Source organism: Micromonospora phytophila, assembly GCF_023656545.1.
Classification (GTDB): Bacteria; Actinomycetota; Actinomycetes; order Mycobacteriales; family Micromonosporaceae; genus Micromonospora; species Micromonospora phytophila.
In genome coordinates, this window is record NZ_JAMOKF010000020.1 from 1 (window position 1) to 13892 (window position 13892).

Annotated in this window: 11 protein-coding genes and 5 pseudogenes; 8 read left to right on the forward strand and 8 right to left on the reverse strand. The window is 68.9% G+C overall.

Annotated elements, in window-relative coordinates; genetic code table 11:
- Positions 1-734 (reverse strand): annotated as a pseudogene (locus NCC78_RS05315) (hypothetical protein); the annotation flags it as partial.
- Positions 735-809: 75 nt separating this feature from the next.
- Positions 810-1018 (reverse strand): annotated as a pseudogene (locus tag NCC78_RS05320) (cupin domain-containing protein); the annotation flags it as partial.
- Positions 1019-1556: 538 nt separating this feature from the next.
- Here NCC78_RS05320 and NCC78_RS05325 point away from each other — a divergent pair.
- Positions 1557-2981 (forward strand): MFS transporter, encoded by a 1425-nt coding sequence (locus tag NCC78_RS05325; protein WP_250792035.1) that lies wholly within the window; start codon positions 1557-1559, stop codon positions 2979-2981.
- A 332-nt stretch (positions 2982-3313) separates the two neighbouring features.
- Here the strand turns inward: NCC78_RS05325 and NCC78_RS05330 are convergent, their stop codons facing one another.
- Complete coding sequence (locus NCC78_RS05330) at positions 3314-4216, reverse strand: LysR family transcriptional regulator (protein ID WP_250792036.1); 903 nt, start codon at positions 4214-4216, stop codon at positions 3314-3316.
- 136 nt (positions 4217-4352) lie between these two features.
- Between NCC78_RS05330 and NCC78_RS05335 the strand changes: the two genes are divergently transcribed.
- Positions 4353-5189, forward strand: a complete 837-nt coding sequence (locus tag NCC78_RS05335) for a PhzF family phenazine biosynthesis isomerase (RefSeq protein WP_250792064.1) — start codon at positions 4353-4355, stop codon at positions 5187-5189.
- Positions 5190-5209: 20 nt separating this feature from the next.
- Here the strand turns inward: NCC78_RS05335 and NCC78_RS05340 are convergent.
- Positions 5210-5425: pseudogene (locus tag NCC78_RS05340) on the reverse strand (transposase); the annotation flags it as partial.
- Here NCC78_RS05340 and NCC78_RS05345 point away from each other — a divergent pair.
- Positions 5424-6065: pseudogene (locus tag NCC78_RS05345) on the forward strand (HAD-IC family P-type ATPase); the annotation flags it as partial. The pseudogenes NCC78_RS05340 and NCC78_RS05345 overlap by 2 nt on opposite strands.
- A 147-nt stretch (positions 6066-6212) precedes the next feature.
- On the opposite strand, the gene NCC78_RS31975 reads toward NCC78_RS05345, so the two are convergent.
- Entirely contained in the window at positions 6213-6347 is a 135-nt protein-coding gene (locus NCC78_RS31975) for a hypothetical protein (protein ID WP_284706252.1), read from the reverse strand.
- A 353-nt stretch (positions 6348-6700) separates the two neighbouring features.
- On the opposite strand from NCC78_RS31975, the gene NCC78_RS05350 reads away from it, so the two are divergent.
- Positions 6701-7396: a C39 family peptidase gene (locus NCC78_RS05350; RefSeq protein ID WP_250792037.1), complete on the forward strand. Its 696-nt coding sequence runs from the start codon at positions 6701-6703 to the stop codon at positions 7394-7396.
- Positions 7397-7639: 243 nt separating this feature from the next.
- On the opposite strand, the gene NCC78_RS05355 is transcribed toward NCC78_RS05350, so the two are convergent.
- Both NCC78_RS05355 and NCC78_RS05360 read right to left on the reverse strand, forming a co-directional pair.
- Positions 7640-8014, reverse strand: coding sequence for a cupin domain-containing protein (locus NCC78_RS05355; RefSeq protein ID WP_250792038.1), 375 nt, complete (start codon positions 8012-8014; stop codon positions 7640-7642).
- Positions 8015-8114: 100 nt separating this feature from the next.
- Positions 8115-8720 (reverse strand): TetR/AcrR family transcriptional regulator, encoded by a 606-nt coding sequence (locus tag NCC78_RS05360; protein ID WP_250792039.1) that lies wholly within the window; start codon positions 8718-8720, stop codon positions 8115-8117.
- An 84-nt stretch (positions 8721-8804) separates the two neighbouring features.
- Here NCC78_RS05360 and NCC78_RS05365 point away from each other — a divergent pair, with 84 nt between their 5' ends.
- The 4 genes and pseudogenes from NCC78_RS05365 (at position 8805) to NCC78_RS05380 (ending at position 13434) form a co-directional block, all read left to right on the forward strand.
- Positions 8805-10217, forward strand: coding sequence for an MFS transporter (locus NCC78_RS05365; RefSeq protein WP_250792040.1), 1413 nt, complete (start codon positions 8805-8807; stop codon positions 10215-10217).
- A 345-nt stretch (positions 10218-10562) separates the two neighbouring features.
- Positions 10563-11888: an LVIVD repeat-containing protein gene (locus NCC78_RS05370; protein ID WP_250792041.1), complete on the forward strand. Its 1326-nt coding sequence runs from the start codon at positions 10563-10565 to the stop codon at positions 11886-11888.
- Between the two features lie 42 nt (positions 11889-11930).
- A pseudogene (locus NCC78_RS05375) lies at positions 11931-12050 on the forward strand (mycothiol transferase); the annotation flags it as partial.
- 289 nt (positions 12051-12339) lie between these two features.
- Positions 12340-13434 (forward strand): hypothetical protein, encoded by a 1095-nt coding sequence (locus NCC78_RS05380; RefSeq protein ID WP_250792042.1) that lies wholly within the window; start codon positions 12340-12342, stop codon positions 13432-13434.
- A gap of 171 nt (positions 13435-13605) precedes the next feature.
- On the opposite strand, the gene NCC78_RS05385 is transcribed toward NCC78_RS05380, so the two are convergent.
- Positions 13606-13803 (reverse strand): hypothetical protein, encoded by a 198-nt coding sequence (locus tag NCC78_RS05385; protein WP_250792043.1) that lies wholly within the window; start codon positions 13801-13803, stop codon positions 13606-13608.
- Positions 13804-13892 lie beyond the last annotated feature (89 nt).

Here is a 13892-nt window from a genome sequence, read left to right on the forward strand (position 1 = left end):
CCGGCGGTCAGGTAGGCGAACGCGACCAGCACCGTGCCGACCGCGCCGGTCGCGCCGTTGACCAGCGGCGGATGCCCGCGCCAGCGGGCCAGCCCGCCGGTCGCCGCGCCGATGAGCAGGGCCACCGCCGGCAGAATCAGGATCGCCTGCCGCTGCGCCGCGTCGGCGTCGAGCCCGGCCGGCTCCAGCACACCGAGCCGTAGGGCGGGCAACGGCCCGGCGGATGTGAGCGACGGGACGACCGAGACCAGCGCCAGCAGCCAGACCGCGCCGCCCACCGCCGCCATGTTCCAGCCCAGCGGCGGCTTCACCAGGACGGCGATCCCGGCACCCGCGCCGACCAGCGCGCCGAGGGTCGCGCAGATGCCGACGGCCAAGATCGGGTCCACAGAGAACCGCAAGGCGGCCTGGGCCGGCCGGATGCAGAGCGGCGCCACGACGGTGGCGCCCAGCGCGGCAGCGGCGGCGACGGCCACCAGGCTGCCCGTGCTCCCCAACACCCCGTACCGGCGGGCCAGGCGTGCGGTGACGACGGTGCCGGCTACGGCGGCGTGTGCCGCGAACCAGCCCACCCAGACGAGCTGGGCCGGCCACTGGTTGACGGTGGCGCCGGTGGAGGCGCCGGTGAGCTGGACGATGCCGAAGCCGAACGCGATGCCGAGCTGACCGGCACCGGCGAGCACGCCCATGCCGAGCGCTGTGAGCAGCAGGTTACGCCAGGTGCGAAAGACCATGTCCGGCACGCTACGCAACTTATGCACTATTTGTGACCGGAGTGCAGGATTCACGTCGCACCGCCCTGCCAGCGGTTCGACCAGGCGCGCGAGGTACGCGTCCCGCCCACATTGGTGAACATGTGGATGGTGCCCGGGTTGCGATAGACCACGCCGCCGGTCGGCTCGTCCGCGTCAATCCGGGTGCCGTCGACCGTCTGCACCAGGTTCTCCGCGTCCTGCACCGCCACCACCAGGTAAGGGTGGTCGTGCCGGTGCAGCGGCTGGGACTCGCCCGGCTCCAGCGCACACGTACGGATCATGGCCTCGTGCGCGGACAACGATCATGCCGCAGGCCAACCAGCATCCAGATGAGACATGCCCAGGGTGCGGCAGTCGCCGGCTGAGATCTTGCTCCTGAGCAGGGGTGGACGCGAGACGCCCCACGTGATCGTCTGAGCATTGTGGCACGGCGAAGGCCGTTGACGTTCTTGACCGTGGTGGCCACCTGTCTCGCCCTCGCCGCCTGACCCCAGGCGGGCAGTAGCGACGGCGTCTGTTCGGAGTTGCCTGCCGGGCAGACCGACTGCCCCGATCACTCCAACGTCGAGGAAGGGCGGCCGACGGCGTCGCTGCCGCTGGTGGTCGCCCCTTTCGTGATGCATCATGCGCCGCCAGGATCCGCCTTCCTTGCTGAAACGGAAACTACCCCAGGGGGGTATGTGTCGCAAGGGGTGGCCTGTCCGGTTGTCGTTGACGTGGATCACTTGACAAGGTATACCCCCAGGGGGTACACCTTCACCACTTACCCATACCCCCCAGGGGCATAAAGGAGTGGTTGTGATGTCTCACGGAACCAAGCGGTGGTGGGCCCTCGGCCTCATCGCGCTCGCCCAGTTCATGGTCATCATGGACACCTCGATCATCGGCGTCGCCCTACCTCGGATGCAGACGGATCTCGGCTTCTCACCGGAGAACCTGTCCTGGGTGTTCAACGCCTACGTGGTCGCCTTCGGCGGCCTGCTGCTGCTCGGCGGCCGGTTGTCCGACCTGTTCGGCGCCCGCCGCATGTTCACCGCCGGCTGGCTGATCCTCCTGGTCGGCTCGGCCGCGGCGGGCCTGGCCGACAACGTCGCCGTCGAGCTGGCCGCCCGCGCCGTCCAGGGCACCGGCGCCGCCCTGATCGCACCCTCGGCGCTGACGCTGCTGATGATGCTCTTCGGCGCCGAGCCGCGGGAGCTCACCCGGGCCCTCGCCCTCTACGGAGCTGCCGCCCCGGCCGGTGGCACCGCCGGCGTCTTCCTTGGCGGCGTGATCACCGAGTACGTCAGCTGGCCCTGGGTCTTCTACATCAACATCCCGATCGCCCTGCTCGCCGTCCTCGCCACCCCGGCGCTGATGCCGGCAGGCGACGCGCGGCGCGGCTCCCTTGACGTCGCGGGCGCCCTGACGGTCACCGCCGGTCTCGGCGCCGCCGTGTACGCCATCGTCCGTGCCCCTGAGGTCGGCTGGACCTCCGCCCAGACCTGGCTGGTCCTCGCCGGTGCGGTCGCCGCACTGGTCGCGTTCGTCGCCATCCAGGCGGCGCGCCGTGAGCCGCTGATGCGACTGTCTATCTTCCGCGCCCCGAACCTCGCCGCCGCGAACGTCGCCCAGCTCCTGCTCGGCGCGGCGTGGATTCCGATGTGGTTCTACCTGAACTTGTACCTGCAGCAGGTCCTCGGCTACAGCGCCTTCCCCAGTGGCGCCGCGCTGCTGCCGATGACCGTCCTCATCATGGTCGGGATGATCGCCGTCGCACCGCGGGCCATCAACCGGTTCGGACCCAAGCCCATGGCGGTGACGGGACTCGCGGTCCTCGCCGCTGGCCTCGGGTGGCTCGCCCTGATCCGTCCCGATGGCACGTTCGTGGCGGACGTCCTGCCCGCCTCGCTCGTCGCGGCGCTGGGCATGTCGCTGGCCTTCATCCCGTCGCTGGGCACGGCGATCTCCAGCGCCCGGCCCGAGGAAGGCGGGCTTGCCTCCGGCATCGTCAACACCAGCTACCAGGTCGGCTCCGCTCTCGGTCTGGCCGCCATGACCGCCGTCGCCGCCTCCTACGGCGCCGACCAGCTCGGCGATCTGCCGGCTCTGACCGACGGCTACTCGGCCGCCTTCATCGGCGCCGGCGTCATCGCCGCCGCCGGAGCTGTCATCGCCGCGATCACCCTGCGCACCCGCGCACCCCAACCGGAAACCACCGCCACCGAGACCGTCCGGGTCGGCTGACCTGGCTCTTCCCGCGGCGTGATCCCGCCTGACGAGTCTGCGGGGCGGTCGGCCGTCACGGCCGACCGCCCCACAGACGAGCAAGGGGAGTAGGAGGTGCAGCCGGCCGGTTGCGGACGACCCAACCCTCGAACGGGGCCTTGGTGGAAGGACCTTCCGGGTCTCGCCGTCGCCGGCCAACCGGACCCCTGCCGAGACCGATCGAGGTGTCAGCTCCGACAGACGAGCGGAATCCTGCCCCTACGGTCGCCGGCCGATTGATTCCTCTAGGGGCTGTATCGAAGTCGCTCCGGGTCCGGCCGCAGCTTCGAGCCCAGTACCAGGCAGAGGGGTCACGGCTCCTGCTGTGAGCCCGGGTTCCATGACGCGCGGAGCTGGTCGAGGACGACCGTGCTGCCGGCGCTGAGCGTGCGATCGGGGTGCGTGACGAGGTGGACGGCCGGCGCAGGTGGGAGCGGGCCGGGAACGGCAATGAGCGCGCCTGCCCGCAGCTCGGCGGCGGCGGTGGCGGTGGGAAGCACCGCCCAGCCGAGCCCGGCCGCGACGCAGCGCTTGACGGCTTCAATGCTGCCGAACCGGACGCGGCGAAAGTCCGGTTGCCCGACGGCGAACAGGCTGCGGGCCACCTGGTCGCTGTAGCTGCAGCCGTCCTCGAGCAGGAGTACGTCGTGCTCGGCCAGCTGCGCCCAGGTGACTGTCCCTGCCGGCAGGTCGAGGTCGGGCCCGGCGACAATGGTGAGTTCTTCGGCGCCGAGGACCTGCAGATGGAGGTCAACGGCGGACATGTCGGGTTCGAGGAGCAGAGCAGCTTCGGCGGTGCCGGCGCGTACGGCTTGGAGGGCCTGCGCGGTGCCCCCTGGTACGAGCGACAACCGGATCTGGGGCGCCAGGAGGCGCAGCTTGCCGAGCACGGCGGGGAGTCGGTAGGCGCACAGGGACTCGGGGGCCATGAGCCGCACCCGGCCAGAGGGTCGGCCGTCTCGGGCGGGCACCTCGGAGGCAAGGCGGCCCTCCAGATCGAGCAGCTGGGTCGCGTACGACAGGAGCCGGGTGCCGGCGTCGGTCAGCGCAGCCCCGGACGGAAGCCGGTCGAACAGTCGGACGCCCAGGTGCCGCTCGAGGGCCTGCACATGCCCGGTCACGGTGGACTGCACGTAGCCCAGTTCCCGCCCCGTCGCGGTGAAACTGCCGGTGCGGGCCACGATGGTGAAGGTCCGCAGCAGGTCCGTCTCCACTGCCATTCCTTTCCTCGATTTGTTCCATCATGATTCATCGTTGGACTTGATGGGGCTACGCGGCGAGACTACCCCTCGGAGGTGCTCGATGACTGACATCGTTGACATGACGGTTGCGCGGCCCGGAGCCGCTGGGATGGAGGTGCTGCGCTACGCCGCCTTTCCGGACGGGGCCGTCGGCGGAAACCCCGCGGGTGTCGTGCTGGACGCGACCGGGCTCGACGACGCCGCCCGCCTGGCCGTCGCAGCCTCGGTGGGCTATTCCGAGACGGCGTTCCTCGAGCCCAGCAGGCGGGACGGGGAGTTCCGGGTGCGGTATTTCAGCCCACTGGCTGAGGTGGCGTTCTGCGGACACGCGACGATTGCCGCCGCCGTCGCCCTGGCCGAACGCCGCGGTAGCGGGCCGCTGCTGTTTCAGACTCTCGCCGGCGCGGTCGAGGTGAGCACCGATGAGAGCGATGCGGGCCGGACCGCCACGCTCACCAGCGTCCCCACCCGTACCCGGCCCGCCTCGGGCGAGGAGCTCGCCGCCGCTCTCGCAGCGCTACGCTGGCGCTCCGCCGACCTGGACCCCCGGTACCCCGTACACGTCGCGTACGCCGGCAACAACCACCTCGTACTCGCCGTGTCGGACCGCGCCCGCCTGGCGGACCTCAACTACGACTACGACACGCTGGCAGCCCTGATGGCCGAGCGCGGCTGGACCACGCTCCAACTCGTACACGCCCACACGCCGCTGCTGTTCTCTGCCCGCAACCCCTTCCCGCCCGGAGGTGTCGTGGAGGACCCCGCCACCGGAGCGGCCGCGGCCGCCTTCGGCGGCTACCTACGGGCACTCCACTTCGTGGACCCTCCGGCGCAGATCACGCTCCTGCAGGGCGCGGACATGGGCAGCCCCAGCCGCCTGCTCGTTGACGTGATGGGCGACGACGACCGGGTGCAAGTGACCGGCAGCGCCAGATCGATTCGCTAGGGCCTGTGTCGAAGTCGGTCAGAGCCACTCGACGTGTACGCCTTGCCGGCCAGGACCCGGTCCGGGCGGGTCCGCGGCCGACCGGCGCCCAGGCGGGGCACCCGGATGCCGTCGAGCACCGCGACGAACTGGGGACTGTCCCCGCGCTGCCCAGCGGTCAACACGATCGACAACGGCTTCTGTCCCTGCTCACAGGCCAGGTGCAGTTTCGTCGTCAGCCCGCCCCGCGACCGCCCGCAGGAGGTGGAGAAGGCGGCGACCGCGGCGGAGGCTGCCGGCCGGACGGCCGTGCTGGCCGGCTGGGACGGTCAGGCTCGCGGCGTCCTCGCGGTGGCCGACGTGGTCAAGCCGACCAGCCGGGCGGCGATTGCTCAACTCCGAGGCCTTGGCCTGACCCCGGTCCTCCTCACCGGCGACAACACCACTGTCGCACAGGCAGTCGCCGCCGAGGTCGGCGTTGACCAGGTGATCGCCGAGGTCCTGCCGGCCGACAAGGTGGACGTGGTCGCCCGGCTCCAGGCCGAGGGGAAGGTCGTGGCGATGGTCGGCGACGGAATCAACGACGCCGCCGCGCTCGCACAGGCCGACCTGGGCCTGGCCATGGGCACCGGCACGGACGTGGCGATCGAGGCGAGCGACCTGACCCTGGTCCGAGGCGACCTGACCGCCGCCGTGGACGCGATCCGGCTCTCCCGGCGCACCCTCGGCATCATCAAGGGCAACCTGTTCTGGGCCTTCGCCTACAACGTGGCCGCCCTGCCGCTGGCCGCCGCCGGCCTGCTCAACCACATGATCGCCGGGGCCGCGATGGCCTTCTCCTCGGTCTTCGTGGTCGCCAACAGCCTCCGGCTGCGCCGCTTCCGCGCCGTCAGTTAAGACAGCGTCGAGGCGCACCTGCCAGGCAGGTGCGCCTCGACGTGCACGTCGAAGAGGTCTTCTGACCGGTGAAACGGTCATCTGGTTCACAGCCGCGAGCCAGACTTTGGCAGCCCATCGGCAATGACGTCCCGGCAGAGCAAGGCGTTATCGCAGTTGGTCGCGCAGATTGTTCATCTCGCTAACGTCCCGAAGTTGCTCCTCGTGGATCTTCTTGCCGAGGTCCGCGGCCTCACCGCTACCGGGGGCCAATTCCATGTCCGCCATCGTCTCGTCCGGCATCCCGGTGCCGTACTCAGTTGCGCTTGGTGCGCGTGTCGGGTTTGGCGGGCAAACACTCCGCCAAGCATGCCGTCGCTGGGGAGAGCCATCGGCCGCTTTCCGCCAATGCGATAGATGGCGGGTGCGGCCGGATGGGGCTGTCTGAAGGGGTTGATTCTCCTCCTAGTCCGCGAGGATTCGCAGTGTTTTCACGAAACTGCGCCGGGTAATCGGTGGCCGAGAGCCCGGCGAGCCGGTCGTGAGGCCAGGAAGCCGGAAGTGTCCGAGGCACCGACGGCGTACCGCGGGCGTTCTCTCCCCGCGGTACCGCGCCTCCGACTTTCCGGAGGCGTCAACCCGATGGGAGCTTGACGATGAAATCACGTTTCCGAAAGAGCACGCTGTCCGTTGCCCTCATGGTCACCGGTGGCGCTGTTGCCGCTCCGGCGATGGCCGCTCACGCCAGTCCGGCAGTGGACACGCCGGCCGTTACGGTGCAGCTATCGCACGAGTCGCAGCCGCCGCCGGAGCCGCCCAAACCGCCCCAGCCGCAGCCGCCTCCGGACGAAGACAATAGGGTGCTGGAGCACGACTACCAGAAGCAGCCGAATGGCTACTACTGCGCCCCGGCGGCGACCCGGATCGCCCTGTCCACGCAGGGCAAGGTCCTGAGTCAGAAGGAGGTCGCCCAGAAGTTGGGCACGACCGAGGCCGGTACGAATTCTGCCAATGACACCACCCGGGTGCTGAACGAGATGACCGGTGGCGGCTACGAGACCACGGAGATCGGCGGAGTCAATGCCACGCCGGAGCAGGTCGACAAGCTAAGTGCCGACGTGGTTGAGGCGGTCGACGCCAAGCGGGGCGTAGTGGCCAACACCATGGGAACCGGGGTCGACACCGATGGTGAGCAGCATGTGTTCCCCGGCGGGCACTACGTGACCATCATCGGATATGACGACGACGGCGACAGGCTGAAGGTCGCCGACCCGTACGACCCGGAGAAGCACTACTGGATGACCGACCAGAAGATGGCCAACTGGATCGCCGCCCGCGGCTACTCCGGCTAATACCCCTCGCGACACGGCCGCAGTCCGGGCTCGAACACCAGGGCCCGGCCAGCGGCCTTGTCGGACGTCGACGGGCCCGCCTGGGGTCCCCGCGTCAGCCACGGCGGCGTGCCCGACGGAGTTGTACCGCGTACGGCTAGGTTCGAGCGTCAAGATGGGATGCTCACCGGTCAGGATTGTCAGGCGGGCTTGGGCGCGGCGAGGTGTTGATGTGTGTGGCCGCTCGCTGTGTCGGTCGCCGGTTCACGCTGGTCTCGGTGCCCGCCGGTCGCGGCGGCGCTCGAGTTCGTCGGCGTCCACGAAGGTGACCATGGGTGCCCCGGGCACACCCCACATCACCACGACGAACCTGCTCGTCGCGTCCTCGAGATTGTTGGCGTCCTGGTAGTGAATCAGGTCTCCCCCGGGTTCCCAGAAGGCCTCACCTGCCCTAATGATCCGTTCGGGCTCGCCTTCGAGTTCGAACTTCATCTCCCCTTCGAGCATGTAGCCGAAGACGGGACCGGAGTGCCGGTGCGGCGGCAGACCGCGACCACCGGGCGGTATCTCGACTAGCAGCGTCGTGACCTGGGCGGGCTGCGGGACTGCCGGCCGGATCTGCTCGGACAGGGTCGTCAAGACCGAGGTGATTGGCCAGGCAGGTTGCGGTGAAGACGTCATGAATGCACGCTAGGCAAGCTCAGGTGCGGTGGCAGCCGTTTCTCTTGGGCTGGCGGTTTCAGGTGGGGACGCGACGTCCGGGCGGTGTGAAGGCGGCCAGGACGGTCGCTGTGATGAATCCTGCGGCCTGGTCGGGATCGAGGCGGCCGGCGTTGATTTCGTCGGCGGCGGTGTGCATCACATTGTGCATGACGCCGATCAGCCATGAGGTTGATAGGTCGCTCCGGAACACTCCGTCGTCCTGACCGCGCTTCACGAGGCCTTCGACGCGCTCGACCGGGCCGGCGTGCAGGTCGCGGATCCGGCTTGGCGGGAGAACTGTCTGGGCCGCGAGCAGGAGTGAGCGGGACTGGTTGACCAGCAGCCAGCTGGAGTCGATCAGCCGGGTGAGTGCCTGCCGGGTGTCGCCGGTCAAGTCGACCGCGTCGAGTGCGGCGTGGCCCTGTTCGATGGCGTGGGCGAGCGCCGCCTCGACCAGGTCGGCGCGGTTCGGGAAGTGGCCGTAGAGCGTGACCCTCCCAACGCCGGCCGCCTTCGCGATCTCGCTGACGCTGGCATCCGGGTTACGGCTCAAGGCGTTTACCGCGGCCTCGAGTATCGCCGCGATGCTGCGCTGCGCATCCGCTCGCCTGGCCGACGACCTTCCCGACGTCGGTACCGTCACCCGATCCCCCTTGTTGAACAGTGGTGTACGAGTTACTGTACCCGACACAAGTCAAACACTTCTGTTCGAATTGGAGGCGACGCCGTGTCCGCTCAGGCCGTCGACCAACCGGAAACCACTGCCACCGACCCACGCCGCTGGCGCCTGCTGGCACTGCTCGGCGTCGCCCAGTTCATGCTCATCCTGGACGTCACCGTGGTGGCGATCGCGCTACCGCACATCGGCGCGGACCTCGGTCTGCAACGCGACACGCTGACCTGGGTGGTCAGCGCGTACACGTTGATGTTCGGCGGCCTGATGCTGCTTGGAGGGCGAGCCGCGGATCTACTCGGTTCCCGGCGTGTGGTGCTGCTCGGCCTGCTCGTGTTCACCGTCGCGTCGCTGGTCACCGGTCTGGCCGCAGGTGCCGCGATGCTGATCGGCGGCCGCGTCGCGCAGGGCGTCGGTGCGGCGATGCTGTCACCCGCCGCGCTGTCGGTGGTGACGAGAATCTTCCACGGAGAGGAGCGCAACAAGGCGCTCGGCATCTGGTCGGCGCTGGGCGGTGGCGGCTCGGCGATCGGTGTCCTGCTCGGTGGTGTCCTGACCGCCGGTCCTGGCTGGCAGTGGGTGTTCTACATCAACCTGCCCATCGGCCTGGTCCTGCTGGTGGCACTGGCCCGGCTGCTGCCCGCAGAGCTGCCGCAGGGAGCTCGGGCGCGCCTGGATGTGCCGGGCGCCATGCTTGTCACGGCCGCAACCGGCACGGCGATCTACGCGCTGATCAACGCGGGCGACCGGGGCTGGCTGACCGCCGCGACCCTCGGGACTCTGGCCGGTGCCGTCGTCCTGTACGTCCTGTTCGCCGTCGTGCAGCGCACGGTGCGGTCGCCGCTGATGGACCTGCGGATCCTGACCCGACGGTCGGTGGCCGGCGGCACGTTCCTGATCCTGGTGGCGACCGCGCTGATGATCGCGGTGTTCTTCCTCGGCTCGTTCTACCTGCAGCACCACAAGGGCTACGGCGCGCTGCGGACCGGTCTGCTGTTCCTGCCGGTCGCGGTGGCGACGATCATCGGCGCGCAAGTCGCCGGCCATCTCGTTGGCCGCCTCGGCGCCCGGCCCGTCGCGATGACGGGCCTTGCGATCGCTGCCGTCGGTACCGCGGTACCCGCCTTCTGGGACGGCCCGGTCTCGGTGGTGACCGGAATCAGCGTCGGCGCAGCGGGAATCGGCGCCGCCTTCGTCGCCGCCTCCACCACCGCGCTGGGACAGGTCGCTCACCACGAGGCGGGAATCGCGTCGGGTCTCCTCAGCACCTTCCACGAGTTCGGCGCCGCCCTCGGAGTCGCCGTCGTCTCCAGCATCGCGGCGGCGAGTATCGCCGGCAGCAGCAGCACCGGCTTCAACCGCGGCTTCACCTTCGCCGCCATCGTGGCCGCGGCTTCCGCTGTCCTGGCACTGCTCATCGTCCCGGCCGTGAAACCACCCGCAGGCGCTCAGGCCCACGCGCACTGAACAGCCGGCGTCCTGACGCAGCTGCAGCGACTGTCTGCGGTCGTCATCTCCTGAACACCCATACTCTGGCGTGGACGTCGGGTACCTACGTCCACGCCAGAGTCCGAGAGCGTGGCTCCCGCAGTTCTGGGTCCCGCATCAGGTAACAGTGCTGCTGCGACCAGCTGAAGTACTCGACAGTGACTACCCTGCGCCGCGCCGTTAGGGCATCCCGAACGCTTGCCGTTCGCGTCGATGCAGGTTTGTTTTTTGCCGGGGGCTAGCGACAGCTGCAGGTATTTGACACTGTGACATTCACTAGCGTGCTCGCACTACGTGGCGACACGTCCGACGCAAGGGGGCGCCGTGCGTAGACCTTCCCGAATCCGATCACTCGCCATCGCGGGCACCGCGATCCTGCTCGCCGTGATCTCATCTCCGGCGCAGGCGCACGAGCCGTGGGACGACGGGTCCGTCCCACCGCCCCCGCCGAGCAGCCCGGCCGACGGCTACAGCCAGAACATGCACTTGCTCTCCACTGCCAGCCACACCGGCGGCGTCAACTCCGACCTGGCCTTTGCCGGCGACCTCGTCTTCGCCGGCCACTACGGCGGCTTCCGGATCATCGACATCTCTGAGCCGGGCGAGCCAGTGGAACTGGCCGACGTGCACTGCAACGGCCCCCAGGGCGACGTCTCCGTCTGGGGCGACCTGCTGTTCCTCTCGGTGGACACGCCGCAGAGCACGCCGGGCTGCGAAGGGTCGCGCAACGTCACCGCGACGGCGCCCGGCGCGTGGGAGGGCGTACGCGTCTTCGACGTCAGCGACCCGACGGCACCCGAGTTCCTTCAGGCGATCCGTACGGACTGTGGGTCGCACACGCACACGCTGGTACCCAGGGAGGACGGCGGCACCTACATCTATGTCGCGTCGTACCCGCTCAGCGCGAGCAACATCGGGCCCGACTGTCAGGCGCCGTTCGAGCGGATCTCGGTGATCGACGTGCCGGGCGACGACCGTACCGCCGGCCTCGCCGCCAAGGTGGCCGCCGAACCGACGGTCAAGGGCGTCGACCTCTTCGCGGGGGCGTCCGGTGACTTCTTCGCCTGCCACGACATCCAGGTGCTCACCCCTCGCAATCTCGCCGCCGCGGCTTGCCTGTCCCAGGGGCAACTGTGGGACATCAGCAACCCGCTGGCGCCCCGGGTCACCGCCGACGTCGACACGCCTGACGTCGACATCTGGCACAGTGCCGCGTTCACCCACGACGGAAAGCACGTGACCTTCGGCGACGAGTACTTCGGCGCGCCGCAGGAGCCCTTCGGAGCGATCTGGACGTACTCCGTCGACAACCCGTCCGCGCCGCTGAGCCACCTGCGGATCCCACGCGACGAGCCGAGCACGTACCACAACTTCAACTACGTGCCGGTGGCCGGGCGCAACATCCTGGTCTCCTCGGCCTACGGCTCGGGCACCTCGGTGGTCGACCTGACCGATCCGGCCAATCCGAAGGAGATCGCCTACTACGACATGCGGTCCAACCAGTGGTCCACCTACTGGTACAACGGCCTGATCATCGCCAACGACATCTCGCGCGGGGTCGACGTGCTGCGGCTCAGCACCCCGCGGACAGCCGGTGCCCGCCACCTGCCGATGCTCAACCCGCAGACGCAGACGTTCCTGCTCCGGTGACCGTGCAATGAGAGAGCGGGCGGGTGCGACGAGGCCCGCCCGCTCTCGTGTCGTATCAGCGAGCCGCTCCCGCTGTGCTGGGTGTACCTCCACGTGCTGCGCGAGCTCGCTCAGCACTGCGGGCACGCAGACATCCTGCGCGAGCAGCTGCTGAGCGAGTAGCGCGCGGGCGTCCGCGCATGCGGCCGACAGGGCGTTCACGTCCCATCCTGCTCTGCAGCCCGGGCATGAGGATCGTGGAGCGGGATGGGAGCAGACGGGCGCACTGAACGGCGGTCAACTGCACACAACGGCACCGAGCAGCCCTCAACGGCACCCGCGCCCACCTCCGGATCTGCGTATCCGCAGGTCCGGGTCGGCGCAGCATCCTGCTTCACACCGAAGAGGTCACTGGTTCGATCCCGGGACTGGCTGCACCCCGGCGTTGGCAAAGATCCACTAGCCTCGGTTCATGACTGAGCGGTGGTCCGTTGTGAAGGAATCCGAGGCGCTGTCGTACGCCGGAACGCAAGCGCAGACCCTGCCGGCAGAAAACGTCACCTACGTGATCGGGCCGTCGGCGACGCTCGTCATCCTGCAGGCCGGCGACCGGCCTGACGGCAACGCCGTGCAAAACGTCGACGTCCTGACGCTGCATGAGCCGTTTCCCGAGGCCGCGGAAGCGCGGCTGACCGGCTTCGACCTTCCGCTTCTAGGATTCGTTCGCGTGTCCGAGGGCTATGTGCCACTAGGGGAATTGCGGCATGTGGTCAGCCACTGCGGGCCCCTCTACGTACCTGACGGCAGTCCGGGGCCTTTCCGTGGTCAAAACGGACTTTCGTTTTGCAGACTGAGTATCGCGGACAGCCTGCCGTTCGACGTCCTTGACCAGGTGCGACCAACGCTGCAACATCCGCTTCCCAGTCTCGACTGGCTCGGGTTCCTGCCCCACGACCCTATTGCCGGGTTGCGAGACTTCGTGGCCGGTTGGTACGCCGACATCCCGACAGGCGACGACGAACTCGGCGACCCGGACCGGCCGCTTCCCGAACCGCTGCTCGCCTTCTACCGTGCCGCCGCCGGGCGCCGAGAGGTGTTCGGGTTGCACAACCGGATCCACACCGCCGACGAGTTGGAGGACGAGGACGACGGGTTGGTGGAGTTCGGGTCGGAGAACCAAGGGGTCTTCGGCATGTTGCTGGATCCGACCGAGGTGGACCCGACAGTTCAGTACAGCGGACTTCACGCGGAACACGAGCGGGAGCCGCTGAGCGCCTTTCTGCTGCAGTTCCTCCTTTGTGAAGCGTCTTATTCCAGTCCCTTCTGCGGCTTCGCGACCGTGACCGCCGACCAGGCGCGGCGAATGGTTGAACCACTGCACCAGGTGCCCCTGCGACCCCTGCGATGGCCGGGTGACCCTACCCGGCACTACGTCGCCCCGGGCTTGGTCGTCGCGACCGCCACTTACGACGACGGCTCGGTCGAGGTGTATGCCGGAAGCCGGCATCGGTCGGCGCTCCGCCCACTGCGCAATCCGGGCTTCGCCTGGGACCAGTTCGGCGGCTAGCAGACCCGCCACCCGCCGCCATGCCAGCAAGGCAGCGAAGAGGCAGCGAAACCGTCGGCGGCAGCCGACAACATGCGACAGCAGGCAGCAAGGCAGCCGCGCTTCGGGCTGCAAAAAGGCACCGGATGACATCAAACGGTGCCCCACACCCCGCGTTCGGGACGAAGCGCTCTAGCTCGCCGGCACGTCGTCAGGCGCCGGCGGCTGCCCCGCCTGTTCCTTGGCTAGGTCGTCGATGATCCATCGCAGCGCGGACACGGCGTTGGAGTACCGCAGGTAGCGTCGATTCTGGTTGGACTTGGGCTCGCACTTCTCCCGCATCCGTCGGAGCTCCTCAATCATCCGCTGCAACCGGTCCTCTTGAGTCATGACCGAAAGCGTGCCCGGTAGCGATCTGGGCGGCAATAGGCAGTGGCCTCGGCAAGATCGCCTGGCACAAGGCGGGCACAAGTTACGCC

Excerpts from the sequence above, each read along its gene's own strand:
- NCC78_RS05325 (WP_250792035.1), top strand. The coding sequence starts at position 1,557 with ATGTCTCACGGAACCAAGCGGTGGTGGGCCCTCGGCCTCATCGCGCTC.
- NCC78_RS05335 (WP_250792064.1), top strand. The coding sequence starts at position 4,353 with ATGGAGGTGCTGCGCTACGCCGCCTTTCCGGACGGGGCCGTCGGCGGA.
- NCC78_RS31975 (WP_284706252.1), bottom strand. The coding sequence starts at position 6,347 with ATGCCGGACGAGACGATGGCGGACATGGAATTGGCCCCCGGTAGCGGT.
- NCC78_RS05350 (WP_250792037.1), top strand. The coding sequence starts at position 6,701 with ATGAAATCACGTTTCCGAAAGAGCACGCTGTCCGTTGCCCTCATGGTC.
- NCC78_RS05380 (WP_250792042.1), top strand. The coding sequence starts at position 12,340 with ATGACTGAGCGGTGGTCCGTTGTGAAGGAATCCGAGGCGCTGTCGTAC.
- NCC78_RS05385 (WP_250792043.1), bottom strand. The coding sequence starts at position 13,803 with ATGACTCAAGAGGACCGGTTGCAGCGGATGATTGAGGAGCTCCGACGG.